The organism is Mycobacterium sp. 3519A (assembly GCF_900240945.1).
Lineage (GTDB): Bacteria > Actinomycetota > Actinomycetes > Mycobacteriales > Mycobacteriaceae > Mycobacterium.
Window position 1 is genome coordinate 1,654,480 of record NZ_OESG01000013.1, and the last position, 24,934, is coordinate 1,679,413.

A 24,934-nucleotide genomic window follows, 5' to 3' on the forward strand; every position below is an offset into this window, starting at 1 on the left:
GATCGAGTCATGACGATCGCCGCTGCTGAACTGCTCGATTACGACGACGTCGTCGCGCGCTACGAACCGGTACTCGGCCTCGAGGTGCACGTCGAACTGTCCACCGCGACCAAGATGTTCTGCGGCTGCGCCAACAAGTTCGGCGCCGAGCCCAACACCCAGGTATGCCCGGTCTGCCTCGGCCTGCCCGGCTCGCTGCCGGTGCTCAACCAGAAGGCGGTGGAGTCGGCCATCCGCATCGGGCTGGCGCTCAATTGCGAGATCGTGCCGTGGTGCCGGTTCGCCAGGAAGAACTACTTCTACCCGGACATGCCGAAGAACTACCAGATCTCGCAATACGACGAACCGATCGCGATCAACGGCTATCTCGACGTCCCGCTCGACGACGGCACCACCTGGCGCGTCGAGATCGAGCGGGCGCACATGGAGGAGGACACCGGCAAGCTCACCCACCTCGGCAGTGAGACCGGCCGCATCGCGGGCGCCACGACGTCGCTGATCGACTACAACCGGTCCGGCGTGCCGCTGATCGAGATCGTCACCAAGCCGATCGAAGGCACCGGCGACCGCGCGCCAGAGATCGCCCGCGCCTACGTGACAGCGCTGCGTGACCTGCTGCGCGGTTTGGGCGTCTCCGATGTCCGCATGGATCAGGGCTCGATGCGCTGTGACTCCAACGTGTCGCTCAAGCCGATCGGCCAGCAGGAGTTCGGCACCCGCACCGAGACCAAGAACGTGAACTCGCTGAAGAGTGTCGAGGTGGCGGTGCGCTACGAGATGCGCCGCCAGGCAGCGGTTCTCGAGTCGGGGGGCCGGGTGGTGCAGGAGACCCGGCACTTCCACGAAGACGGCTACACCTCGCCGGGCCGCAGCAAGGAGACCGCGCAGGATTACCGCTACTTCCCCGAACCGGATCTCGAACCGGTGGCGCCCGACGCGGACTGGGTGCAGCAGTTGCGCCAGACCATTCCCGAGCTGCCGTGGTTGCAGCGCAAGCGAATCCAAGAGGATTGGGGCATCTCCGACGAGGTGATGCGCGACCTGGTCAACATCGGCGCCATCGACTTGATCACCGCCACCGTCGAACACGGCGCCTCGAGTGAGCAGGCTCGCGCGTGGTGGGGAAATTTCTTGGTGCAGAAAGCAAATGAATCAGGCGTCGAACTCGACGCGCTGCCGATCACCCCGGCGCAGGTGGCCGCGGTGGTCAAGCTGGTCGACGACGGCAAGCTGTCCAACAAGCTGGCCCGTCAGGTGGTCGAAGGCGTGCTGGCAGGCGAAGGCGAACCCGAACAGGTGATGAAGGACCGCGGCCTGGAAGTCGTGCGCGACGACTCCGCACTGCAAGCCGCCGTCGACGAAGCGCTGGCCGCAAATCCCGACGTCGTCGAGAAGATCCGCGGTGGCAAGGTGCAGGCCGCGGGCGCCATCGTCGGCGCGGTGATGAAAGCGACCAAGGGTCAGGCCGACGCCGCTCGCGTGCGCGAACTGGTGTTGGCCGCCTGCAGCTAGACGGTATGGAGGCGACTTGAGGCCGAAGGCCTCGGGCTGCAATCGGACGTGGGTTGCCGACGATGAGTGAACACTCGCATCGGTAGAGCCACAGTTGCAGATCAGGAGGCCTCCGGTGAGTTTCAACGGTACGAGTGTCGGGTTGGACGTGCATGCGCTTTCGGTGGTTGCCCATGCCGTCGATGAAGAAACGGGGCGGGTTGAGCGGGCACGGTTGTGTCCCGATCACGGCGAGATCCTGGCGTGGCTAGACCGGCTGCGAGGTCCGGTACGGGTGGCCTATGAGGCTGGGCCGACGGGGTTCGGGCTCGCGCGGGCTTTGGCCGCCGCCGAGATCGACTGCGTGGTTGCCGCGCCGTCGAAGTTGATCCGTCCTGCCGGGGATCGGGTCAAGACCGATGCCCGCGATGCCGCGCATCTGACCCGGTTACTGCGTCTGGGCGAGATCACCGCGGTCACCGTGCCCGAGGCCGACGTGGAGGCGGTGCGCGATCTGGTGCGTGCGCGTGAAGACGCGCGCGCTGATCTGATGCGAGTCCGGCACCGGTTGTCCAAACTATTGCTGCGCCACGGCCGGGTGTACTGCGGTGGGCAGGCATGGAACGGGGTGCACGAAACCTGGCTTCGTCGACAACGATTTGACGATTCCCACACCATGGCGGCATTCGACCATCACTTCGACGCCGTCTTGACGGCCACCGCCGCCAGAGCTCGTCTCGACCAGCAGATCGTCACCGTGGCAGCCTCGCCGCGCTGGGCTGACCCGGTCAATCGATTGGGGTGTCTACGGGGGATTTCGGCGCTGACCGGGCTGGCGTTGAGCGTCGAGATCGGTGACTGGACCCGGTTCACTGGCGCCTCGATCGGCGCCTACGTCGGCTTGGTCCCCACCGAGTACTCCTCGGGTGCATCCCGGGTGCAGGGCTCGATCACCAAGGCCGGCAACGCCCATGTGCGGCGATTGTTGATCGAGGCGGCGTGGCATCACCGGGCGGCCTACCGCAATCCTGGACCGACGATGCGGGCACGCTGGGCCAAGGTCGACCCGGCGCTCAAGGATCGCGGGCATGCCGGAAACCGGCGCCTGCACCAGCAGTGGTGCCGGTTCAACGAACGTAAGAAACACCACGTGGTGGCCAATGTCGCGATCGCCCGTGAACTGGCCGGCTGGTGCTGGTCACTTGCCACGCTGAACTAACAACCGCCACCGAACTTGATCGGAGTCAGCCGGTCGACGGCGAGGTAGGCGAACTGGATCTGCGTTACAGCTATGAGCCACAACAGCATTCCCCGAAGTACTGGTGTGACGCCCGTCCCTAGAGAGCAGCCACCGTTCGCACCGAACCATCGTCTTGCGGTACCCAACCCGCGCATATCAGTCTGACACCACCGTCGTTGACCAACGACCGCCGCGACACCGACTAACCCCGATCAAACGAAAGCCGCCCCGACGCAAAACCGGGGCGGCTTTCACCTGCCTATTGACAAACGGTGCCTACATATCAGCTGTACTGCCCAGGGAGGTTGGTTGGGGAAGTGTGACGACACGCTGTAGCGGTCGTTGATGGCGAAGGCCTCCTGTCGTGGGGTGGAGCTGCTACCACTTCACCGCAACTATCAGGAGGCCTTCGTGGTCCACGCTAATGCTGTTTTGACTCCTCGTGGACGCCTACTACTGGCGCGTCGCGTCGTCGAGGAGGGCTGGCCGATTGTTCGGGCCGCCGAGCACTTCCACGTGTCCTGGCCGACCGCCAAGCGATGGGCCGCGCGGTATGCGGCCATGGGCCCACAAGGCATGACCGACCGATCCAGCCGGCCGCACCGCAGCCCCACGCGCACACCCTCGACATTGGTACGAAAGATTGTGCATCTACGGTGGCGGCATCGACTCTCACCCTTAGCGATCGCCTCCCGGTTGTCGATGCCAGCCTCCACGGTGCACGCGGTGCTAGTGCGGTGTCGACTGAATCGCCTGTCGCACATTGACATTCGAACTGGTGAGATTATTAGACGCTACGAGCACGATCATCCGGGTTCGCTGATGCACATCGACGTTAAAAAGCTTGGCAACATCCCCGTGGGCGGTGGGTGGCGCTTTGTCGGCCGCGCCCAGGGCACGAAGAATCGAACTACGACTCCCGGCGCCACCCGCAACCATCGATGGCAACCGATCATGGGGCATGCCTACGTGCACACCGTCATCGACGACCACTCGCGCGTGGCCTACGCCGAAATCCACGACAACGAAACCGCCCAGACCGCCATTGGTGTCCTGCGCCGGGCAGCAGGCTGGTTCCGTATGCGCGGAGTCACCATCGAACGCGTCCTCACCGACAACGGCCCCTGCTACAAGTCCCACGCATGGCGCGACTCGTGCGCTGAACTGCAGATCGAGCACAAACGCACCCGGCCGTACCGCCCACAGACCAACGGCAAGATCGAGCGGTTCAACCGCACCATGGCCCAAGAATGGGCCTTCGCGCGCCACTACCCCAACGAACTAGCCCGACGATCCGCACTTCCAGCCTGGCTCCATACCTACAATCACCACCGGCAACACTCGGCGATCGGCAAGGTCCCGCCCATCACACGGTTGACCAACCTCCCTGGGCAGTACAGCTAGCCGCGGCCGCCAAGTAGCCGCTGTTCGACGAGGTCCGCACCGCGGGCGACGCCGCCGGTCGCCGTGAATCCCTCGGCCACCCGCCGCGCACCGGATGCCATCGACATCGCCGTCAGCACTTTGGCTTTCAACCTGCGCGCGGTCAGTCGTTTCGCGGGCAGGCGGGTGCCCGCGCCTGCCACCTCGACGCGCCTGGCGACCTCGAACTGGTCGCGGCCGTGCGGCACCACGCAGACGGGAACACCGCGTGCCAGCGCCTTCTGGGTGGCGCCCATGCCACCGTGGGTGATGGCGCAGACGGCGCGATCAAGGACCATGCCGTGCGGCACGAACTCCCGTACGACGGCGTTGGGGGGCGCGACGATTCCGTCGGGCACACCGGACGGATAGGTGGCCACCACGCACACCTGCTGGTCCGCCAGCGCCGCCATCGTGACGACCGGCAGTTGGAGGTCGTTTTGGGGATCAGACGATGTGGTGACCAACACGATCGGCTTGTCGATGTCGGTGAGCCACTGCGGCACAGCGGCCGGCGGGTCGAAGTCGCAGTGCCCGATCAGTTCGACAGCCTCACCCCAGTCCCGGTGCGGGTACTCGAACGGTTCAGCGGTCGCCACCAAGATCAGCGGTGGCCGCCTTATCCATTCATCGACGTTGCGGACCGGCTTGGCACCCGCGAGTTCCCGAACGGCGTTCACCGGCGGGAGCAAGGCCTTGTCCAGCGCCCCGGCGACGACGGGCCGCAGCGCGGTGTCGCGCAGTCGACCGAGCAGACCGGGCCAAGGCGACAGTCCTGGGCCGAATGGCGGCATGCCGCGCGAGCGCAGAAACGGTGTGAAGGGCCAAAACGACAACCACGGCACTGAGGACGTATCCGCCACAGCCGCTGCGCCCCAACAGTTTGCGTCGACAACTATCACGTCGGGCTGCACGGCGGCGATGCTGTCGCCAAGGTCGTCGACTTCATAGGTGGCCCGTTGCCCGAATCCGCCGAAGGCCGCCTGCAATGCTGCGCGGCCATTCGGCGCCATCCAATCGGTCATCGCCGTCGCTTCGATGCGCCGATCGATACCCGACGACTCGATACCGAGGCCACTTGCCACGCCGACGCCATCGGCCAAGGTCTTCAGCACGATTCGATGTCCACGGCGCTGCAGTTCTTTGAGCAGCGCAAGGATCGGAAAGAGGTTCCCGAACGCCGGCGAGGTGTACGCCAGGATCGTCGCCACGGGCTAGAGACCCTGCGCGTCGAACATGACCGTGAAGCTTATCGACCACGGGCGTCGCATTCGGGTCTTACGCTTGACGAGCACACATTTCACGACGCGGGAATCCACACATGACAGGGTCGGCGTGCCGCAGGTGCGGTAGTGAGCCACGCGCGGGCGCCCGGTTCTGCGATGCCTGCGGATCTCCGATCGCGGCGCCGGTCGACAACCACGCCGAGCACAAGCAGGTGACAGTGCTTTTCGTGGACGTGCAGCGGTCCATGGATCTGGCGGCAGCCCTGGGCCCCGAACGGCTCCGTGAGGTGATGGGCGACATCTTCAACAGGTGTGGCGCCGTCATCCAGCGGTACGGGGGCGCTGTCGAGCAATTCACCGGCGACGGGGTCATGGCATTGTTCGGTGCCCCGATTGCATTGGAAGATCACGCGATTCGTGCCTGCGTGGCCGCACTGGAGATACAGAAGGAAGCCGGTCGCCTCGCCGAGGAGGTCATGCGTCGCGACCGCATGCCGGTGGCACTGCGGGTCGGATTGAACTCCGGCGACGTGGTGTTCGGCCAAATCGGTTCGGACTCCGACAGTTACACCGCCTTCGGCAGTCCGGTCGGGATGGCGCAACGAATGGAATCGATTGCACCCGCCGGTGGCGTGATGATCAGCGAATCCACCGCTCGGCTGGTCGAACACATCGCCGTGCTCGACGAGCCCACATTGGTCAACATCAAGAACGTGGCCAAGCCGGTTCCCACCCGGCGACTGCGGGGGATGCTCGCCAGCAGGGCGGTGGCGGGCCGACGTGAGTCCACCCTCGTCGGACGCGACGACGAGATCCGATCGGTCACCAGGATCGTCGGCGAAACCATCCGAGGCAACGGATCCGTCGTCAACCTCGTCGGTCCGGCCGGGATCGGTAAGAGCCGCTTCTGTCGCGAGCTGGTGAAGATCGCGCAGGCCTCGGGGATGGAAACGTTTTCGACCTTCTGTGAATCGCATACCAGCGAAGCGCCGTTCGGCGTGGTGACGAAGCTGCTTCGCGAGATCATGCAGATCGGTGACGACGAGCGGGAATCAGGTCGAAGGTTGCTGCGCAACCGTTTTCGGGACGCCGATCGCGATGACCTGCTCCTACTGGAGGACCTCGTCGGTGTGCGCGAAGCCGCTGTCGCAGTGCCGAACGTTTCGGCGGAGGCGCGCAGGCGACGGCTGGCAGCGCTCATCGGTGCATCGGTGATGTCGCCCGATACGCCAACGGTTTATGTGATCGAAGACGTGCATTGGATCGATCCCGCCAGTGAGGCGCTCCTGGCCGACCTGCTGGCGAGCAGCCCTGCGCGCCGGGCGATGGTAGTGATCACCTACCGGCCCGAGTATGGCGGTATGCTTTCGCGGCTGCCGTCAGCGGTGGCGATCGAACTTGCCGCGCTTGACAACTCAGCTGCGTGGGAGATGACGACCGAGCTCATCGGCTCGCATCCTTCAGTAGCCGAGCTGGCGGCCAACATCATCGAGCACTCGGCCGGAAATCCCTTCTATGTGCAGGAAATCGTCAGGGAATTCGCCGAACGGAAAGTGATCGTCGGGGACCGCGGTGCATACCGCCGCCAACTCGACATCGCCGACATCAGCGTGCCTCCGACGCTGCAAGCCACGATCGGTGCCCGCATCGACCGGCTCACCCCTTCGGCGAAGCGCACGCTCAACGCGGCGGCCATCATCGGATCCCGCTTCGCCGTCGACCTGCTCGACGCCGTGCTCGGTGACACCGACGAATCCGGCCCGGCCGAACTGGCCGAGTTGGTCCACTCCGAGCTGATCGATCAGGTGGTGTTCACACCGCCTGCGGAGTATGTGTTCCGCCATCCGCTGGTCAGGACCGTCGCATATGAATCACAGCTGAAAAGCGCACGCGCACAACTGCACCGTCGCCTTGCCGCGGCGCTCGCGCATCGCCACGAGGCGGCCGCAGACGCCATCGCCGCGGTGATCGCCGGGCATCTGGAAGCGGGAGGTGACATCCGCGAAGCCTTCAATTGGCATATGCGCGCGGGGAATTGGTTCACCAACCGCGACATCGGCGCGGCCCGCGGCAGTTGGCAACGTGCGAAGGCGCTGGCCGAGGAATTGGCGGCGGAGGACACTGATCGCCGCTGGATGCGGACCGTCCCCCGCGCCCTGCTCTGCGGAAGCACCTGGCGCGCGGGTGGTGGGCTCGCCGATACGGGCTTCGAGGAGTTGCGGGCGTTGTGCACCCGAGCCGAGGACCAGGTTCCGCTCGCGATGGGGATGGCCGGATATCTGTCCCAGCTCGCGGTCGTCGGTCGCATTCGCGAGGCATCAAGTGCCGCAGCGGAATACGTCGACCTCATCGATGCGATCGACCAGCCCGGCCTCACCGTCGGCATGCTCTATCCGGCGATTCACGCCAAGTACGAAGCGGCGGAGATGGCTGACGTCGAGCGACTGGCGCGGCGCGTCATCGATCTGGCGCAGGGTGATCCCACCAGGGGCAACTTCCTGACCGGGTCTCCGTTGGCATATGCCACCGGCATGGTCGCCTCGGCCAGATGCGCTCTAGGGCGATCAGGGTGGCGGGAAGGCTTCGACCAGGCGATCGAGATCTCGCGAGTCGACCCCACCACATACGTCACGATGGTGATGTTCAAGTACGTCCTCGGCATCCCCTGCGGTGCGTTGCTCGCCGATGCGGTGGCACAACGGGATTCAGCGGAAGCACTGCACATCGCGGAACGGTGCAGTGAAGACTTCGCGCTGCACAGTGCCCAGTTGACGCGCGGCATTGTCCTGCTGGCGGCATCCGACGGCGATCGTGCGCTCGGCCTCGACCTGCTCGAGGAAGCCCGGTCCGCCGCGGTGAGCGAAGGTTTCATGATGGCGAAGGTTCCGACCATCGATGTGCAATTGGCCGCGCAGAAGGCTCGCGCCAACGATTTGGCTGGTGCCATCGAGATCTCCCGGCGGGTCATCGCCAGCCAGCAGGAAACTGGGGGAGCGCTCGATCTCCCAACGGCGACAAGCGTTCTGGTCGAGTCGCTGCTTGCCAGGGACGGGCCTGCAGACCTGGACGAGGCGTGCACGGCAGTCGAGCGGCTGGCGGCGGCGAAGGGGCCCGGCTTCACGCTGTACGAATTGCAAGTACTGCGTATGCGGGCGATGCTCGCATCGGCGCAGGGCGACGAGCAGCGGTACCGCATCCATGCCGAGCGCTACCTCGCCGCAGCGCAGGACGCACAGTTCCGCGGCCACGAAGCGTGCGCTCGTCGGATGCTCAGCTAGCCCCGGCCGTTCGCCGCAAAGCCAAGCCGCGCTAAGTGTTGTCGGCGTTGCTGCGCGGGAATCCGCCGCCCTGCGGGAACAGCGGGAAGACGACGTCGTCGAGCTTCTCCGCGTCGCCGGAGGTCTTGTTCACTGTTGCGCCCCAGACGTTGCCGTCGGGCGCCAACTGCAACGCCCACGCGTGTCCGTGCTGGTCTTGGCGGACCACCTCGGGTTCACCGGTGACCGCGCCGGTGTCCGGCGCCAACCGCACCGCCACGGTCTGTTTGGTGTTGACGAGGTTGACCAGCACTGTGCCGTCCAGCGCGGCGCAGCCCGCCACCCCCGGCCGGTCGGGCCACGTCCACACCGTGGACACCTTGGAGTCCTTGGTGATCCGCTGCAGACGGTCGGCGGTCGGGGTGCGGTCGGTGATGTACAGCGCGTCGTCCGACGGGTCGATGCACATGCCGCCGCCGGCACCCATCCCTGACAGCGCGGTCGTCGGCGGCGCCGGGTTGACCGTGGTCGGCTGTTCCAGGCGCAGCACCTTGCCCGCCAGCGAAGCGGGATCGGCGGCCTGGGCGGGATTGCCCGCGTCGCCGGTCTGCACGACCAGCGTCGTCGGGCTGGTGAAGATCAGCGCACCGGTGTTGCCGGTCGGACCTTTCGGGATGCCGGTCAGGATCGGCTTGGGGATGTCGCCGTCGGCGATGCGGATCACGCGGTTGTCGGTCGGCGTGCTGACGTAGGCATACATCAGCCGATCCTGCGAGTAGGTCGGCGACAGCACGATGTCCATCAACCCCCCGTCCCCTGACGGATCGACCGGGATGGTCAACTTGACCTTGGGTTCGGCCCTGGTGGACACCTCTTTCACGGCGCCGGTGGTCCGCTCCGCGACCAGTGCCGACTGGCTGTCGGGAAGCATGATCAACCCGCTCGTGCTCTCCAGACACCCCTGCATGACGCCGGGCGCCGGGCAGGCCTTCGGGAACGGCTTGGGCGGCAGCGGCGGCGGGGGAGGCGGTGACGACGACGGACCGGGCTTCAGTTCGGGTTCGGTCGTGAAGGGCTGCGACTGGGCCTGGTCGAAACGCGCGCAGCCGGACCCGACGAGCAACGCCGCACACAGCAGCACAATCACACCCCGCACGGGTCGGCGCTGTCTCATGCGAGCCAGGTTACGGATTGTTCGGCGATACGCGCCACGCGCGGCCGGTGAGCCGCGAATCGGGCAGCCAAAGCGCCGCGCCAATCCTCCATTCTCCGGTGACGAGCACTTACCCTGGCAATCGTGACCAGTCAACCTGATCCGCACACGTGGCAGCGCCCGGCGTCTGCGAGCCTGGTCGACCCCGAGGACGATCTTCCGACCTCGAACTACGCCGGCGACTTCGAGACCACCGCGATCCCGCGTTACGACTCGGCCAAGTCGTCATCCGGCGAGCCGTTTGGCCTGATCAGCGACCCGGAACCGCTGCCGTACGTGCAGCCGGGTGGCCGACATTCGCTCGGGGCCTACGGTGCAGAACCCGTCGAGATCGAACCCGATCTCAGCGACCGCGCGCGTGACCGGCGCGGCACCCAGGACCTCGGCCTCCTACTTCTCCGTCTCGCGGTCGGCGTGCTGTTCATCGGGCACGGGCTGCAGAAGGCGTTCGGCCTGTGGGGCGGACCCGGCTTCGACGGACTCGAACAACAACTTTCCGACACCGGCTTCAAGTACGCCGACATCCTGACCTATGTGGCGACCGGCGGTCAGATCGCCGCCGGGGTGCTGCTGGTCCTCGGGCTGTTCACGCCGGTGGCGGCCGCGGGCGCGCTGGCGTACCTGGTGACGGGTGTTCTCGCCGACGCGATGACCGCGCACGAGCAGGCCAGGTTGGGGTCGTTCCTCACCGACGGCCATGAATACAAGGTCATCCTGCTCGCGGTGGTCGCGGCGATCATCTTGATCGGGCCCGGCCGCTACGGGTTCGACGCCGGTCGCGGGTGGTCCCGCCGCCCGTTCGTGGGGTCGTTCGTCGCCCTGGTGCTGGGCATCGGCGGCGGTGTGGCGGTGTGGGTGCTGCTCAACGGCGGCAATCCGCTGTCTTAGTCGTACGGATTGGGCACCCTGCCGCCGCTGGCCTCCGTCAGCAGGGGCAGCGTCGAGAAGGTCACCGCAGGCAGTCGCAGTTCGCCGCCGTCCTTCAACTGGGCGTAGGCCCATGAACTCTTGCCGAACCGCAGGCCGGCGATGTCGTTCCATCCGACCGTCTGGCTGCCCAGCAGCGTGCGGGCGGTGACGGTGTCTCGGTCGGCCGTCGTGCGGTAGCGGACGATGAGCGCCGACAAGCCGATCGGGATGATCAGCAGCAGCACCGACCAGGACGGCAAGGCCAGGATCACGGCCAGCAGGGCCAGCGCCAGGAATCCGACGGCGAAGTGCGCCATCGGCGAGATCTTGATGACGGCCTTGGCGGTGGCGGGCGAACTCACGCCCTCAATCCTCCCATTCCGAGGCAATTTGACCAGTGACCAGTGCAGGGGCTACCGTCGACGGTTATGCAGACCCCGGCATTGCTCGTAGTAATTGGGAAGCGCGTTGATGCCGCGCTTGCCTTCTGCCGGGCATAGCAACCAGCATCGACGCGCGACCCTCGTACAGCGACCCAGCTGACGGGGGTTTTTTCTTGCCCCAACACCGATTTGAGATCCTAGAGACGACGACGGAGATAACGAGGACACCGTGAGCGCACCCACCACGCGACCGCCGGAGCAGACAAATGGCGGACACCCCGCGTCTGCTGCCGCCAAGCCAGCCCACAAGGCCGGCCCCGCGCAACCGAAACGCGTTGCACCGCATCAACTCACCGGTGCGCAAGCCGTAATCCGGTCACTCGAGGAACTCGAGGTCGACGTCATCTTCGGCATCCCCGGCGGCGCCGTGTTGCCGGTCTACGACCCGCTTTTCGACTCGCAGAAGCTGCGGCACGTGCTGGTCCGCCACGAGCAGGGCGCAGGCCATGCGGCCAGTGGCTACGCACACGCCACCGGCAAGGTCGGGGTGTGCATGGCGACGTCGGGACCCGGCGCCACCAACCTGGTCACCCCGTTGGCCGATGCGCACATGGACTCGATCCCGATGGTGGCCATCACCGGTCAGGTCGGACGCGGTCTGATCGGTACCGACGCCTTCCAGGAAGCCGACATCTCCGGTATCACGATGCCGATCACCAAGCACAACTTCCTGGTGCGCAACGGCGACGACATCCCGAGGGCGATCGCCGAGGCGTTCCACATCGCCTCGTCGGGTCGGCCGGGGCCGGTGCTCGTCGACATCCCGAAGGACGTGCTGCAGGGGCAGTGCACCTTCAGTTGGCCGCCACAGATGGACCTGCCCGGCTACAAGCCGAACACCAAACCGCACAACCGCCAGATCCGTGAGGCGGCCAAGCTGATCGCAGCGGCCCGCAAGCCGGTGCTCTACGTCGGCGGCGGCGTGATCCGCGGTGAGGCCACCGAGGAACTGCTGAACCTGGCGGAGTTGACCGGCATCCCCGTCGTGACCACGCTGATGGCCCGCGGCGCGTTCCCGGACAGCCATCCGCAACACATGGGCATGCCGGGCATGCACGGCACGGTGAGTGCGGTGGCCGCGTTGCAGCGCAGCGACCTGCTGATCGCGCTCGGCACCCGCTTCGATGACCGCGTGACCGGCAAGCTGGACTCCTTCGCCCCTGAGGCCAAGGTGATCCACGCCGACATCGACCCCGCCGAGATCGGCAAGAACCGGCACGCCGACGTCCCGATCGTGGGCGACGTCAAGGCCGTCATCACCGATCTGATCGAGGCGCTGCGCAAGGACGGCACCATCGGATCGATCAACATCGACAACTGGTGGGAGTACCTGCGCGGTGTGCAGGCCACCTACCCGCTGAGCTACGGCCCGCAGAGCGACGGCAGCCTCTCACCGGAGTACGTCATCGAAACACTGGGCAAGATGGCCGGTCCCGACGCGGTGTACGTCGCAGGCGTTGGTCAGCACCAGATGTGGGCCGCGCAGTTCATCAAATACGAGAACCCGAAGACGTGGCTCAACTCCGGCGGGCTCGGCACCATGGGCTTCGCGGTTCCCGCCGCGATGGGCGCCAAGTTCGGCCGTCCGGAGGCCGAGGTGTGGGCCATCGACGGCGACGGTTGCTTCCAGATGACCAACCAGGAACTGGCCACCTGCGCCGTCGAGGGCGCACCGATCAAGGTGGCCATCATCAACAACGGCAACCTCGGCATGGTGCGCCAGTGGCAGACGCTGTTCTACGAAGAGCGGTACAGCCAAACCGATCTCGCCACGCACAGCCACCGCATCCCCGATTTCGTGATGCTGGCCGAGGCGCTGGGCTGCGTCGGATTGCGTTGTGAGCGTGCCGAAGACGTCGAAGACGTGATCAAGCAGGCGCGGGAGATCAACGACCGCCCCGTCGTGATCGACTTCATCGTCGGCGCCGACGCGCAGGTGTGGCCCATGGTGGCCGCGGGCACCAGCAACGACGAGATCCAGGCAGCACGCGGCATCCGCCCGCTGTTCGACGATCCCCAAGAAGGACACGCCTGATGACGATGAAGACGCACACACTGTCGGTGCTCGTCGAGGACAAACCCGGCGTGCTCGCCCGCGTCGCGTCGCTGTTCTCACGGCGTGGCTACAACATCTGTTCGCTGGCCGTCGGGGCCACCGAACAAAAGGACATGTCCCGGATGACCATCGTGGTCAACGTCGAGGACTCGCCGCTGGAGCAGATCACCAAGCAGTTGAACAAGCTGGTCAACGTGATCAAGATCGTCGAACAGGAACCCGACAACTCGGTCGACAGGGAACTGGCGCTGATCAAGGTGCGGGCTGACGCCACCACGCGCAGCCAGGTCATCGAGGCAGTGAATCTTTTCCGTGCCAAAGTCGTTGATGTGTCTACGGAGTCGCTGACGATCGAGGCCACCGGTACCCCCGAGAAACTGGAGGCGTTGCTGCGAGTTCTGGAGCCCTACGGCATCCGTGAACTCGTGCAGTCCGGCGTGGTCTCGTTGTCGCGCGGCCCACGCGGTATCGGCACCGTCAAGTAAGCCCCGAATTAGAGAAGGAAAACACAGTGGCAGTTGAGATGTTCTATGACGACGACGCGGACCTGTCGATCATTCAGGGACGCAAGGTCGGCGTCATCGGGTACGGCAGCCAGGGCCATGCGCATTCGCTTTCGCTGCGCGACTCCGGTGTACAGGTGAAAGTTGGCCTCAAGGAAGGGTCCAAGTCTCGCGACAAGGTCACCGAGCAGGGCCTCGAGGTGGATACGCCCGCCGAGGTCGCCAAGTGGGCCGACGTGATCATGCTGCTGGCGCCCGACACCGCGCAGGCCGAGATCTTCAAGAACGACATCGAGCCGAATCTGGAAGACGGCAATGCGCTGTTCTTCGGCCACGGCCTCAACATCCACTTCAACCTGATCAAGCCGCCCGCCAACGTCACGATCGGCATGGTCGCGCCGAAGGGCCCCGGGCATCTGGTGCGCCGCCAGTTCGTCGACGGCAAGGGTGTGCCCTGCCTGATCGCCGTGGACCAGGACCCCAAGGGTGAGGGCGAGGCGCTCGCGCTGTCCTACGCCAAGGCCATCGGCGGCACCCGCGCTGGCGTCATCAAGACCGACTTCAAGGAAGAGACCGAGACCGACCTCTTCGGTGAGCAGGCCGTGCTGTGCGGTGGCACCGAGGAACTGGTCAAGGCGGGCTTCGACATCATGGTCGAGGCCGGCTACGCACCGGAGATGGCGTACTTCGAGGTGTTGCACGAGCTCAAGCTGATCGTCGACCTGATGTACGAGGGCGGCATCGCGCGGATGAACTACTCGGTGTCTGACACCGCGGAGTTCGGCGGCTACATCTCGGGCCCGCGCGTCATCGACGAGGGCACCAAGGAGCGGATGCGCGCAATTCTGAAGGACATTCAGGACGGCAGCTTCGTCAAGCGGCTGGTCGCCAACGTCGAGGGTGGCAACAAGGAACTCGAGGCGCTGCGCAAGCAGAACGCCGAACATCCGATCGAGGTGACCGGTAAGAAGCTGCGCGACCTGATGAGCTGGGTCGACCGCCCGATCACCGAAACCGCTTAATCAGCGATTTGTGTGCGTCCCGGAGCGCTCACCGCTCGGAAACGCACACAAGCCGCAATCAGGGGCGGCGCTCGTGGCCAGCTTTACCGTGGCTGCGGCGCCGCTCCTTCATTTCCGCTTCGAAGATGTGCCTGCGGCCCTGCTGCAACTCGTCGCGCACCCGGCGCTCGTGGTCGCGGAACACCGACCAGTAGTTGTCGTCGAAGTCCTCGACGATTTGAAACGTCCAGCGCCCGTAGAGCACGTTTCGGCCGACCACCTCTTCTTCCAGCCGGTCGGCGACGGCCTGGTGTCCGGCGTCGCGCAGCAGATCGCACGCGTCCCCGAGCAGTAGGTCCGCGCGGCCCATCAACTGGTGGAACGAGTACAGCTCACCGCGTGCCCGCTCGACCCATTCCAGGGCTTCGGACACCTTTCCCACCGCCTCGACCGTTGCATCGTCCAACCCGTCGGGACGGCTGTGCTTGTCATCTACGGATGCGCTCATGCGGTCAGGGGTACCCCCTTCGCAGAAAATGTTGCATCGATCGTGCATTGGATGGTTACAGGGCGGTCGTCGGGCTTTATCCTGTCGAGGTTGGAGAATCAGTGAGCCAGAGACCCACACGCAAGGGCGGCCGCGCGCACGACGATGCGGAGCTGCCCCGGTACACCGTCGGTGCGGTGGCCGACCGTGTCGGTGTGCCCGTGCCGACGCTGCGCAGTTGGAATCTGCGTTACGGTGTCGGTCCTGCCGGTCACAGTCCCGGCAGGCACCGCCTCTACAGCGAAGCCGACATCGCGGTGGTCGATCGCATGCGCGAAATGATCGATGCGGGCGTGAATCCCGGCAGTGCGGCACGCGCGGCGCTGGACGCGGTGGCGCCCGCCGGGCCGGACGCGGCGTCGTTGATCACCTCCGCCTTCAACCTCGATGTCGTTGCCGCGGGCCGACAGTTGGATCGCTACCTGCGTCACTTCGGGGTGGTCGAAGCGTGGGAACAGTTGGTCAGGCCCGCATTCGCCGCCATCGAAGCGCGGCAATCCGAAGGCGAGGGGTGTATCGACGTCGAACACGCGCTGTCGTGGACGGTTTCGCGATCACTGCAGCGGTTGCCCATCGTTGCCGACGACGCCCCGACGATCATCCTGGCGTGCGCCGAGAACGAAACCCACACCCTGGCGCTGGAGGCGTTGCGCGCCGCGCTTGGCGATCACGGTCGCGGTGCGCTGATGCTCGGCGCTGACGTGCCGAGCGCAGCGTTGATCGACGCCGTTGAGCGCCATAGTGAGGCGGTCACGGTGGTGCTGTGGTCGCAGACGCCGCAAACCGCGGACATGGCAACGGTGAAGGCCGTCATCGGAGCAGGCGCCCGGCTGATAATGGGCGGACCCGGTTGGGCGTCTGCGAGATTGCCGAAACAGGCGGTGCGGGTCGACAGCCTGGCGGCCGCGGTCGACCATCTGACGGGGTAGCCTGATCGCATCGATTACGCGTCGGTTGAATGGGTATATCTGCATCGTGTCTGTGACGACTGTGCGCACCGATGACGAGCAGGTGGTGTTGGTGGACGACGACGGGCGGGCGATCGGTGCCGCCGCCAAAGCCGCCGTCCACCACCGGGATACCCCGCTGCACCTGGCGTTTTCGTGTTACGTGTTCGACCCCGACGGGCGGGTGTTGTTGACGCGCCGCGCGCTTGGCAAGCGGACGTGGCCAGGGGTGTGGACGAATTCGTTCTGTGGGCACCCGTCGCCGGGGGAGAGCGTCGCGGCCGCGGTGCATCGACGCGCTCAGCAGGAACTCGGGCTGTCGCTGCACTCGGTCGAGTGTGTGTTGCCTGACTTCCGGTACCGGGCGATCGCCGCCGACGGCACCGTGGAGAACGAGATCTGCCCGGTGTTCCTTGCACACGCCGACGGCCCCGTCCGGCCGATGCCCGACGAGGTGATGGAGCACCGCTGGGTGCCGTGGGATGACCTGCGCTCGGCGGCCGGATTGCCGTGGGCCATCAGTCCGTGGGCCGTACAGCAGATTCCGCTGCTGGAGCCGTTCACTTACACGGATCGTGACCCCAGTTCATCAGCGAGTAGCGCCACGCCGACTCGTTGATGTCACCGGACGGCCGTTGCGCCAGGTGCCGATGTGCGTAGCCGACGACTTTGCGCATATGGGAATAGTCGTCGTCGGACAGATCGGACTTCTTCGACCGCAACAGTTCGATGATGCGGCGACCGCTGGCGTGCCCGGTCGACTCGTCGTTGCCGGACTTCTGCCCGACCTTCTTGGATTCCTCAGTGTCCAGCCATTTTTCGAGTTCCGCCGCGGTCATGTTCACGACGTCGTTGAAGTCTTTGTAAGTGGTCGACTTGTCGTCGGACATGATGCCTACTTGGCTCGCCGTAGTGCGCCGGGCTTGTGCACGGCGTCGCGACCGCTCTTGTCGCTGCGGACCCGGTACTGCGGCTCGTCTTTGGATGCGCGCACCGAGCGACCGGCGCTTTCGGTGTCAGAGGTGATCTTCTCTTCGACGGTTCCGGTGACGGTGCTGCCGTGACTGCGCCACTGCACCTTGTCGCCCTTCTTCAAGTTTTCGGTCATGGTGGCGGGATACCCGGCGACGCGGAAACGATTCACGGACGAGTGCGTAGCTGGAAAAGCCGCTCGGCGTATTCGAGATCGTCGCGCCACAACCTGCCGGCCGCGCGCCGCATCAGCGGAGTGATCAACGCCGCGCCGCGTAAGGCGTGCACGAATCCCGGTCTGTCCGAGTGTGCGATCACCGCCTCGAGTACCGCCGCTCTCGGCAGCCCGTCGGCACCGGGGCCCAGGGGAGTGGCATGGGTTTCCACCACACTGCCTGACCCTTCGCCGTCGATGATCCGCATGAGAATGGTGCGCGGTTCGGGGCTGGTGAATTCGGCGATCACCGGAATGCCAAGCCTGCCGATCCGGAACGTGACGGCCACCAGGAAGCGGTCGAGGTCCTCGGGCAGGTCGTCGCCCGACGGTGGGCTGCTGAGCACGTCCAGTCGCGTGAATGAGTAGGGGTGGAACCATGATCCGTGCCAGGGATCCATCCGGTTGGCGATGATGTCGCGTGGTTCGCAGGTGCCGACCAGACGCGTCACGGCGTGGATGCGATTGCCGTCGGGCCGCGCAGGCACCACCGGCATATCGGTGGGCTGCTCGCCGCCGACGTCGTCGAGTCGCACCCATGCCAGTACCCCGTCGTCGTGCGACGGTCGCGGCCGCCAGCCGAATTGGCGGCTGCCGTCGAGTCGAAGTCCGTGCCATGGGCAGATCAACGCGCCGCAGTCGATCTTGCCCGTGCTGAGATCGGCGCCGAGATGCGGACATTCGCCGGGACCGACGTGTAATGCGCCGTCTTCGCCGCGCCACGCGACAAGGTCCTTGCCCGCGACGCGAAGGCTGACGGGGTGGTTCCGGATGCTGTCGCTGTCGGCCACCGCGTACCAGTTACCGCTCGGCCGTCGCTGCGAGCGCTCCAGCGCCGCCGTGATGACGGCGGGTTGTGCGTCGCGATACGTGGGTTGCTGATGCGACCATTGCATCCGTGGCAACAGCTCGAACGGGGATGTCTTCGCCCACCGCTGCGCGAACTTGTCGACCATTTTCATTGCAGCACTCGCCTTTCCCGGCCGGCCAGGCGCCGCAGCGTGGCCGACCGACCCCGCACCGGCACCGTCTGGATGTCGTGCCCCGTCACCCCGAACCGCCGCAACAGTTCGTTGGCCGCGGCCCACCCCGTGGTCGCCGCCCGTTCCATCAGCGCCACGGGCAGATCGATCCGGATCCCGTCTCCGGCCAGCACGAGTCCGTCCCGCGGGGTGACGACGCGTGGACGGTTGGCGAAATCGCCAGGGGCGAAGCGGGGACAGTCGTTGCGGCACAGCGCCTTTTCATCCAGGATCCTGGCCGCGCGCGTTTCCGGGTAGATCTCGTGCAGCCGGGCCAGCAGCCGCTCGCCGAGACCGTCGCTCGACGTTGTCGCATAGGAATGCAGTTCGATGACAGAGCCACCCGTGCGGCGGGTCCACTCCGCGGCCTGCCGCTCGTAGCGTTCCAGCACGCTGACGTTGTCCAGGGGCGATCGCCCGCCCGTGCCGAGGAACGCAGGCCGCTCAGCACGCACCGCGCTGTCGAGCCACAGCCGGTGCACGACGAACGGTGCGGCAGTCCGCAGGTCGGCGACCTGCCGCCGCCATGCGTCGTCGCCGAGGCCCGGCGACTGCTCGACGATGCGTTGCAGGGCCGCCGTATCGGTCGCCAGCACGACGCCGTCCGCGTCGTAGGTGTGCCCGGAATCTGACTCCACCGAGAACCGGGTTCCTGCATCGACAGCGGTCACCGATTGGCCGGTATGAAACTGCACGCCAAGAGAACTCAGGTATCCCCGCAGCGGGTTCCACAGTGCGACGTCGAAGTTGTCGTTCGCGACATCGAACACCAGGCCCTCGCTGGAACCGAGAAAATAGATGTGGAACATGGTCGCGAGTTCGGCCGCGGACAGATCGCGGGGTTCGGCGAAGAAGCTCCGGGAGAACACCTCGAAGGCGAGATGGCGCGCGGCTTCCGGGAAGTTGATGTCGCGCAGAAACGACTCGGCGTCCTGGTGGTCGAGCAGGTGGTAGGTGGCGGGCACCGAGACCGCGGCCAGCGGCGCGGCGGCACGGGCGTTGAGGCGCGCCATGTCCCTGAGCCGAAAGGTCGGACTGCGCAAGGCGAAAGCGAGCGCATTGAACGGCGGGGTCTGCGGTAGGCCGCGAAACGTGTCGCGCCTGCCGTGCGCGTCGACCAACGGGTAGTCGTCGACGGGGGTCAGCATCCGCAGCGCGGGATCGACCCGGCGCAGCAGGGAACGCAGGTTGTAGTACTGCCGGAAGAACGCGTGGAATCCGCGGTTCATCGCGCCGGAGGTGCCGTCGGACAGCGGTTCGGGCCAGCCGCCGACCCGTCCGCCGAGATAGGTTTCGCGCTCGATGACCTCGACCGTGACACCGCGTTCGGCCAGTCCGGTCGCCGCCGCGAGCCCGGCGATGCCCGCGCCGACCACGACCACGCGCGGCCTGGGTGCCAGCCCAGCCGCGTCGGGGAGTCCATGGTGGGTCCGGTGGGTCACCCGGCGGGGGTCGGTCATCGCGGCGCTTCCGCGAGGAAGGTGTGCACGATGTTGCGTTGCCAGCCGGGCATCGACGCACTGCGCACGTTGACGAAGCCGTTGTCCCGCAACCGGTTTCGGAATACGGATGCGCCGTCGAATTCGTTGACGCTGCGGCGCAGGTATCGGTAGAGCGCGGCGTCGCCGGTGCGCAGGCGTCCGCTCGGGATGATGATCGCGGCGCACACCGCGTTCCATATCGCGGTGGCGACGCGCGAATCGCGCACCGAGTACTCGTGGATGGCCAGTGTGGCACCTGGCTGCAGCAGCGAACCGAACGACCGCAACTGCGCGTCGCGGTCGTCGATGTTGCGGATCAGGTAAGCGGCGAAGATGCCGTCGAACGGGCCGACGACGCCGGTATCGGTGAGGTGTTCGATGCGACTGTGCACGAAACGCACCGATTCAGGCCATGTCTTGGACCTGGCCTGAGCGAGCATGCCCGCCGAACCGTCGACCGCGACGATCTGCGCGTGCGGCGCCGCCGCCAGCAGCGCGGCCGTGGAAGCGCCGGTGCCACAACCGGCGTCGAGCAGGCGTAACCCGCGGCCGCCGTTCGGTATCCGCATCCGCTGCGCGGAAATCCGAAGGTGCGCATGGTAGCCGGGGTTGGCGCCGACCAGTTTGTCGTAGCTTGCCGCGCCTGCGTCGAACGCGCCGGGCACATCGTGGTGGGTGAGATTCATCGTGCGTCCTTCCGCGTCTGGCGTCTGCGCTGGCGTTCCCACAGCAGCAGCACCGCGGTGACCATCGCCCACCCGAACAGGAAATCCTCGACCGGGATGTCGAGCGGAAACCGAAGCCCACTGGTGTGACGGTCGTCGTAGATGACGATCGGTGCGGACAGTTTGGTCAACCACCCGTCGACGAGAATCTGGAAGCCGAACACGATCGCCATCGAGATCCAGTAGCCCGGGCGGCGGAACAATCCGGTACGCAGTAGGGCGAATTCGATGACGCACACCACGATGACCGCCAGCACGGCGGGCAACGTGTAGCCGAGTCCGGTCACGGTACGTGTTCCTCCAGTCGCTCGCTGCGCCGAGCCCAGCACAGGATCGTCTCCACCGCGTTGTAGGTGAGCAACCCGCACAGCGGTATCACCACGAAGAAGAGCAGTTCCTCGATCGGCAGGGCGCCGGGCAACTCGAGACCCGTGACGTAGCGCGGGTTGTACGTCCAGACGTGCGCAGCGATCGCCACCGCGTCCCACAGCACGAAGATCGCCGTGACCGGCAGCACCGCGGTTGCGACGCGCCGCCGCCTGCGGTAGACGCCTTGACCGAAGAACTCCAGCGGAGCCGTTATCGCCAGGCAGGCCGCCAACACGAGCAGGTACTGCCATCTGTCCATCGCTACAACCCTGCCGCCCTTGGAGTCCGCAGCCCAGCCGTCCACGCCTTGGCCAACCCGTTGGCGGCCACTTGGATTCGCCTGCCGGTGCCCACGCTGGCCCGATGGTTGAAGACGGCGAAGTCGAGTTCCTCGATGCGGTCGAGGATCTCGGAGTACAGCGTCAACGCCGCCGCGATGCAGGGCCGCGAGCGACGGGCGAGCAGCGGTATGCCCTTCTTCGCGACGTCGTAGATGCGTCGTGTCTCGGCGTGCTGCTCGGCCAGCGCCACCCGGACCCGCTTGTCGGTGCGTTGATTCCAGTGGCACCACATCAACACGTCGCGGTCGACCTGATGCGCGGCCAGTTCGTCGGCTGGGAGGTAGACGCGCCCGCGCACCAGGTCTTCGTCGACATCGCGCAGGAAGTTGGTCAGCTGGAACGCCTTGCCGAGCGCCGCGGCGTACGGTGCGGCTTCCTCGCGCGGGCACACGGTGCCGAGAACCGGAAGCATCTGCAGTCCGATCACCTCCGCCGAGCCGTACATGTACCGGTTCAACGCGTCGCGGTCGGGGTAGTCGGTCACCGTCAGATCCATCCGCATCGAGGCGAGGAAATCGTCGAACAGCCCCCACGGTATGTCATATCTGTGGGCGGTGTGTACGACTGCGGCGAGCGCGGGGTCGCCGTCGGTGGTGTCGTCCTGCACCAGCCGATTGAACAGCTGGGTGGTGAGCTGCTCCAGCCGAGCCGCCCGCTCGGCGACGGGCACCGACGGGTCGAGATCGTCGAGGATGTCGTCGGCCCGCCTGGCGAATCCGTACAGTGCGTGCACCGCCGGACGTTGGTGCGGCGCAAGCAATCTCGTCGCGAGGAAGAACGTGCGACCGTGCTCGGCGTTGAGGGTGCGACAGCGCCGATAGGCGTCCCGCAGTGCCGGATCGCGGACTCCCGCGGCATCGAGTTCGGAACTGATCATTTTCCTACCACCTGTGCTGGCCGGCGGCCGCTGACGACGCCGGTGATTCGGTCGGCAGCCAGCCGCCCGGAGATGAGAGCTGTCGGCACCCCGACACCGGGCACCGTCGAAGAACCCGCGAGCACCACGTTGTCGATGCCACGGATGGTGTTGGCGGGCCGGAACGGCCCGGTCTGGCCGAACGTGTGCGCCAGCGCGAACGGGGTGCCGCCCGCCATGCCTTGCCGCGCCCACCCTGCCGGGTCGACGACATGCAGCAGTTCGGCATCGACGCCCAACTGCGGCAGCCTGCGGGCGGCGACGTCGACGATCTGCTGCGCGTACGCCGCGCCGGTCACACCCCAATCAACTGTTCCGACAGCGGTATTGGGCGCCGGCGCCAGGATGTAAAGCAGGTCGCGGCCCGCCGGCGCGAGGCTGGGGTCGCCCGCGGTGGGCCTGGTGACCAACAACGACGGATCACCCATCACCCGTCCGTCGTCGATGATGTCGCGGAACGTCTGCTGCCATGCGTCGCCGAAAACGATCGTGTGGTGCCCGATCTCGGCGCCGGTGGCGCGACAGCCGACGTGCGCGACGACCGCCGAAGGCGCGGGCCGCAGCGGCAGCACGCGCCGCGGCACCCGCCCCAGCATGCGATATGTCTGGGGCAGTTCGGTGGTCAGCACGACCGCATCGGCGGATATCCGCTCGCCGGTATCGGTGCACACCGCACTGACCCGGCCCTGGCTGTGCTCCAGGGCCGAAACCGTTGCGCCGTAGCGGATGTCGACCCCCGCATCGGACGCCGCGGCGGCCAGCGCATCGGGAAGCGCTCGCACGCCGCCCCGCGGGAAGTACACGCCGGAGACGGTGTCCATGTACGCGATCACGGCGTACACCGCCAGCGCCCGCTGCGGCGGTACACCGGCGTAGAGCGCCTGGAACGTGAACACGCGCAGCAGACGTTCGTCGCTGATGAACCGTCGCACCATCCGGTCCCAGCGCCTGAACCCGCCGATGGCCGCCAGCCTGGCCAGCTGCGGGGTGAGCAACGACAACGGTGAATCGAAGTTGGCCCCGATGAACCCGTCGAACTCGGTCCGGTACAACCGGGCCAGCCACGACCGCAGCCGCAGATAGCCTTCCGCCTGCTGTCTGCCCGCGAAGCGTTCGATCTCCGCGGCCATGGCGTCGCGGTCGGCGTGCACGTTCAACGCGCTGCCGTCGGCGAACGACGCCCGGTACGCGGGCTCGACGGGCATCAGCGCAAGCCGCTCCGACGTGGACTCGCCGACCGCGGCGAAGGTGTCGTCGATGATGTCCGGCATCGTCAGCACGGTGGGGCCGGTGTCGAGGCGGTAGCCGTCGATGTCGAGACGGCCGACCCTGCCACCCGGATAGGGGTGCCGTTCGACGATCGTGACGGCGCGTCCGCGGCCCGCGAGGTGCAGCGCGGCCGACAAGCCGGACAACCCGGCTCCAACCACCACCACCCGATCGGTACTGCCCCCGACGGTGCGCATCAGGCTGCCCGCTCGGCGCACGCGGCGGCCATATCGGCGAGCGCAGCCCGCACCGCCACGTCGATCTGCCGGGTGTCGATCCAGTCCAGCGCCCGGTCGATACGCGAATCGATCTGCTGCTCAACCCATTCCAGCGCGCCGGACGACGCGATCAGCGACCGCCACCGCCGCACGTCGTTCTCGTCGAGCGCGTCGGCGCTCATCAGTTCGCAGAGTTGGCGGCGGGTGGTTGCGTCGGCGAGATGATGGGCGGCGACCACGACGCTGGTGGCCTTCTGTTCGGTGAGGTCTCCGCCTGCCGGCTTGCCGGTGACCGTCGACACGCCGAACACGCCCAACACGTCGTCGCGCAGCTGAAATGCCTCGCCGACTGCTTCGCCGTAGTGGCCGAGCAGCGTCACGACGGCCGATCCGCAGCCGGACAGCACCGCGCCGATCTCCAGCGGACGCCGAACGGTGTAGTTGCCCGATTTGCGGCGCGCGACGTCGAGCACGTGCGCGAGCGTCGGAAAGGCGCTGCTGTGATTGGTGAGGTCGGCGAACTGGCCGACCGCGAGCTCGGTGCGCATCGCGTCGTAGTGCGGCCACACCCGCGCCAGTGCGTCCTGACCGAGTCCGCTCTCCCGGAGCATCTGCTCCGCCCAGACCAGGCACAGATCGCCGAGTAGCACGGCCGCCGATTCGCCGAAACGCGCCGGGGAGCCCGGTAACCCGCGCTGCTGGTGCCACTGTGCGAACGCGACGTGGGCGGCCGGTCGGCCGCGACGCATGGTGGAACCGTCCATCACGTCGTCCTGCAACAAGGCGAACGCGTGCAACAACTCGAAGCTCGCGGCCGCCTGCAACGCGGTTTCGTCGTCTGCGGCGCCGCACAGCCAGCCGAGGTAGGCGAACGTCGAGCGCAGGCACTTGCCCCCGCCGACGAACTCAGCCAGCACGTCAACGGCCACGTCGATACCCGCCTGGCCGAGGTCGGTGGCGCACCGGGTGGCGACGAAATCCGCGACTGAGGCCAACACGTCGGCACGCAGTCGGTTGCGCCAGTCCGCGGCGGTACTTCCTATATGGGCTTCTTGTCGCGGTGCGGTCGGTGCAAAGTCGAGCACCTCACCCCGCGCGGAACCATCATTGCCGCCCAACGAGCCTCCTTCGACACCCCGCGGTTGATCTACC

At 66.5% G+C, this 24,934-nt stretch carries 24 protein-coding genes; 10 read left to right on the top strand and 14 right to left on the bottom strand.

What is annotated here, in order from left to right; translation table 11 throughout:
* Positions 1–9 precede the first annotated feature (9 nt).
* The 3 genes from gatB to C1A30_RS15880 all read left to right on the top strand — a co-directional run bounded on the left by gatB (position 10) and on the right by C1A30_RS15880 (position 4,135).
* Entirely contained in the window at positions 10–1,512 is a 1,503-nt protein-coding gene (gene gatB, locus C1A30_RS15870) for an Asp-tRNA(Asn)/Glu-tRNA(Gln) amidotransferase subunit GatB (RefSeq protein WP_101949183.1), read from the top strand.
* Between the two features lie 115 nt (positions 1,513–1,627).
* Positions 1,628–2,710 carry an IS110 family transposase gene (locus C1A30_RS15875; protein WP_200828278.1) on the top strand — a complete coding sequence of 361 codons (1,083 nt, stop codon included), beginning with the start codon at positions 1,628–1,630 and terminating at the stop codon, positions 2,708–2,710.
* A gap of 432 nt (positions 2,711–3,142) precedes the next feature.
* Positions 3,143–4,135 carry an IS481 family transposase gene (locus C1A30_RS15880; protein ID WP_101950239.1) on the top strand — a complete coding sequence of 331 codons (993 nt, stop codon included), beginning with the start codon at positions 3,143–3,145 and terminating at the stop codon, positions 4,133–4,135.
* Here C1A30_RS15880 and C1A30_RS15885 read toward each other — a convergent pair.
* Positions 4,132–5,364 carry a glycosyltransferase gene (locus C1A30_RS15885; RefSeq protein WP_101949185.1) on the bottom strand — a complete coding sequence of 411 codons (1,233 nt, stop codon included), beginning with the start codon at positions 5,362–5,364 and terminating at the stop codon, positions 4,132–4,134. The genes C1A30_RS15880 and C1A30_RS15885 overlap by 4 nt on opposite strands.
* Before the next feature lie 110 nt (positions 5,365–5,474).
* On the opposite strand from C1A30_RS15885, the gene C1A30_RS15890 reads away from it, so the two are divergent.
* Positions 5,475–8,657, top strand: coding sequence for an adenylate/guanylate cyclase domain-containing protein (locus tag C1A30_RS15890; RefSeq protein ID WP_101949186.1), 3,183 nt, complete (start codon positions 5,475–5,477; stop codon positions 8,655–8,657).
* A 31-nt stretch (positions 8,658–8,688) separates the two neighbouring features.
* On the opposite strand, the gene C1A30_RS15895 is transcribed toward C1A30_RS15890, so the two are convergent.
* Entirely contained in the window at positions 8,689–9,810 is a 1,122-nt protein-coding gene (locus C1A30_RS15895; RefSeq protein ID WP_101949187.1) for a sorbosone dehydrogenase family protein, read from the bottom strand.
* Between the two features lie 123 nt (positions 9,811–9,933).
* On the opposite strand from C1A30_RS15895, the gene C1A30_RS15900 reads away from it, so the two are divergent.
* The gene (locus C1A30_RS15900; protein WP_101949188.1) at positions 9,934–10,737 is read left to right on the top strand and encodes a DoxX family protein; all 804 of its coding nucleotides are present in this window, start codon (positions 9,934–9,936) and stop codon (positions 10,735–10,737) included.
* Here C1A30_RS15900 and C1A30_RS15905 read toward each other — a convergent pair.
* Entirely contained in the window at positions 10,734–11,075 is a 342-nt protein-coding gene (locus tag C1A30_RS15905; protein ID WP_101950240.1) for a PH domain-containing protein, read from the bottom strand. The two genes, C1A30_RS15900 and C1A30_RS15905, sit on opposite strands and share 4 nt — an antisense overlap.
* A gap of 295 nt (positions 11,076–11,370) precedes the next feature.
* Here C1A30_RS15905 and C1A30_RS15910 point away from each other — a divergent pair, with 295 nt between their 5' ends.
* Genes C1A30_RS15910 through ilvC form a run of 3 tightly spaced genes read left to right on the top strand, consistent with a single transcriptional unit; the run spans position 11,371 to position 14,782 of the window.
* Positions 11,371–13,236, top strand: coding sequence for an acetolactate synthase large subunit (locus C1A30_RS15910; protein ID WP_101949189.1), 1,866 nt, complete (start codon positions 11,371–11,373; stop codon positions 13,234–13,236).
* The gene (ilvN, locus tag C1A30_RS15915; RefSeq protein WP_101949190.1) at positions 13,236–13,742 is read left to right on the top strand and encodes an acetolactate synthase small subunit; all 507 of its coding nucleotides are present in this window, start codon (positions 13,236–13,238) and stop codon (positions 13,740–13,742) included. The genes C1A30_RS15910 and ilvN overlap by 1 nt, the downstream gene beginning before the upstream one ends.
* A gap of 38 nt (positions 13,743–13,780) precedes the next feature.
* A complete protein-coding gene (gene ilvC / locus C1A30_RS15920; protein ID WP_200828364.1) occupies positions 13,781–14,782 on the top strand; it encodes a ketol-acid reductoisomerase in 1,002 nt (333 codons plus the stop codon).
* A gap of 58 nt (positions 14,783–14,840) precedes the next feature.
* On the opposite strand, the gene C1A30_RS15925 is transcribed toward ilvC, so the two are convergent.
* Positions 14,841–15,269: a hypothetical protein gene (locus C1A30_RS15925; RefSeq protein WP_101950241.1), complete on the bottom strand. Its 429-nt coding sequence runs from the start codon at positions 15,267–15,269 to the stop codon at positions 14,841–14,843.
* Positions 15,270–15,370: 101 nt separating this feature from the next.
* On the opposite strand from C1A30_RS15925, the gene C1A30_RS15930 reads away from it, so the two are divergent.
* Positions 15,371–16,237: a MerR family transcriptional regulator gene (locus C1A30_RS15930; RefSeq protein WP_235009928.1), complete on the top strand. Its 867-nt coding sequence runs from the start codon at positions 15,371–15,373 to the stop codon at positions 16,235–16,237.
* Positions 16,238–16,283: 46 nt separating this feature from the next.
* The gene (gene idi, locus C1A30_RS15935; RefSeq protein ID WP_235009930.1) at positions 16,284–16,874 is read left to right on the top strand and encodes an isopentenyl-diphosphate Delta-isomerase; all 591 of its coding nucleotides are present in this window, start codon (positions 16,284–16,286) and stop codon (positions 16,872–16,874) included.
* Here the strand turns inward: idi and C1A30_RS15940 are convergent.
* From C1A30_RS15940 to C1A30_RS15985, 10 genes are read right to left on the bottom strand one after another with little or no spacing between them, the layout of a single operon-like run.
* Positions 16,816–17,145, bottom strand: coding sequence for a DUF3140 domain-containing protein (locus C1A30_RS15940; RefSeq protein ID WP_101949193.1), 330 nt, complete (start codon positions 17,143–17,145; stop codon positions 16,816–16,818). The genes idi and C1A30_RS15940 overlap by 59 nt on opposite strands.
* 5 nt (positions 17,146–17,150) lie before the next feature.
* Positions 17,151–17,363 carry a DUF2945 domain-containing protein gene (locus C1A30_RS15945; protein WP_101950243.1) on the bottom strand — a complete coding sequence of 71 codons (213 nt, stop codon included), beginning with the start codon at positions 17,361–17,363 and terminating at the stop codon, positions 17,151–17,153.
* A 32-nt stretch (positions 17,364–17,395) separates the two neighbouring features.
* A complete protein-coding gene (locus C1A30_RS15950; protein WP_101949194.1) occupies positions 17,396–18,403 on the bottom strand; it encodes a DUF5914 domain-containing protein in 1,008 nt (335 codons plus the stop codon).
* Positions 18,400–19,923, bottom strand: a complete 1,524-nt coding sequence (locus C1A30_RS15955) for an FAD-dependent oxidoreductase (protein WP_101949195.1) — start codon at positions 19,921–19,923, stop codon at positions 18,400–18,402. The genes C1A30_RS15950 and C1A30_RS15955 overlap by 4 nt, the downstream gene beginning before the upstream one ends.
* Entirely contained in the window at positions 19,920–20,630 is a 711-nt protein-coding gene (locus C1A30_RS15960) for a class I SAM-dependent methyltransferase (protein WP_101949196.1), read from the bottom strand. Before C1A30_RS15960 ends, C1A30_RS15955 begins: the two co-directional genes overlap by 4 nt.
* Positions 20,627–20,956 (bottom strand): lycopene cyclase domain-containing protein, encoded by a 330-nt coding sequence (locus tag C1A30_RS15965; RefSeq protein ID WP_101949197.1) that lies wholly within the window; start codon positions 20,954–20,956, stop codon positions 20,627–20,629. The genes C1A30_RS15960 and C1A30_RS15965 overlap by 4 nt, the downstream gene beginning before the upstream one ends.
* Positions 20,953–21,297, bottom strand: a complete 345-nt coding sequence (locus C1A30_RS15970; RefSeq protein ID WP_101949198.1) for a lycopene cyclase domain-containing protein — start codon at positions 21,295–21,297, stop codon at positions 20,953–20,955. Before C1A30_RS15970 ends, C1A30_RS15965 begins: the two co-directional genes overlap by 4 nt.
* Positions 21,298–21,299: 2 nt before the next feature.
* Complete coding sequence (locus C1A30_RS15975; RefSeq protein WP_101949199.1) at positions 21,300–22,256, bottom strand: phytoene/squalene synthase family protein; 957 nt, start codon at positions 22,254–22,256, stop codon at positions 21,300–21,302.
* Positions 22,253–23,761 carry a phytoene desaturase family protein gene (gene crtI, locus C1A30_RS15980; protein WP_101950244.1) on the bottom strand — a complete coding sequence of 503 codons (1,509 nt, stop codon included), beginning with the start codon at positions 23,759–23,761 and terminating at the stop codon, positions 22,253–22,255. The genes C1A30_RS15975 and crtI overlap by 4 nt, the downstream gene beginning before the upstream one ends.
* On the bottom strand, positions 23,761–24,825 hold the full coding sequence (locus C1A30_RS15985; protein WP_235010080.1) for a polyprenyl synthetase family protein: 1,065 nt from the start codon (positions 24,823–24,825) through the stop codon (positions 23,761–23,763). The genes crtI and C1A30_RS15985 overlap by 1 nt, the downstream gene beginning before the upstream one ends.
* Between the last annotated feature and the right edge of the window lie 109 nt (positions 24,826–24,934).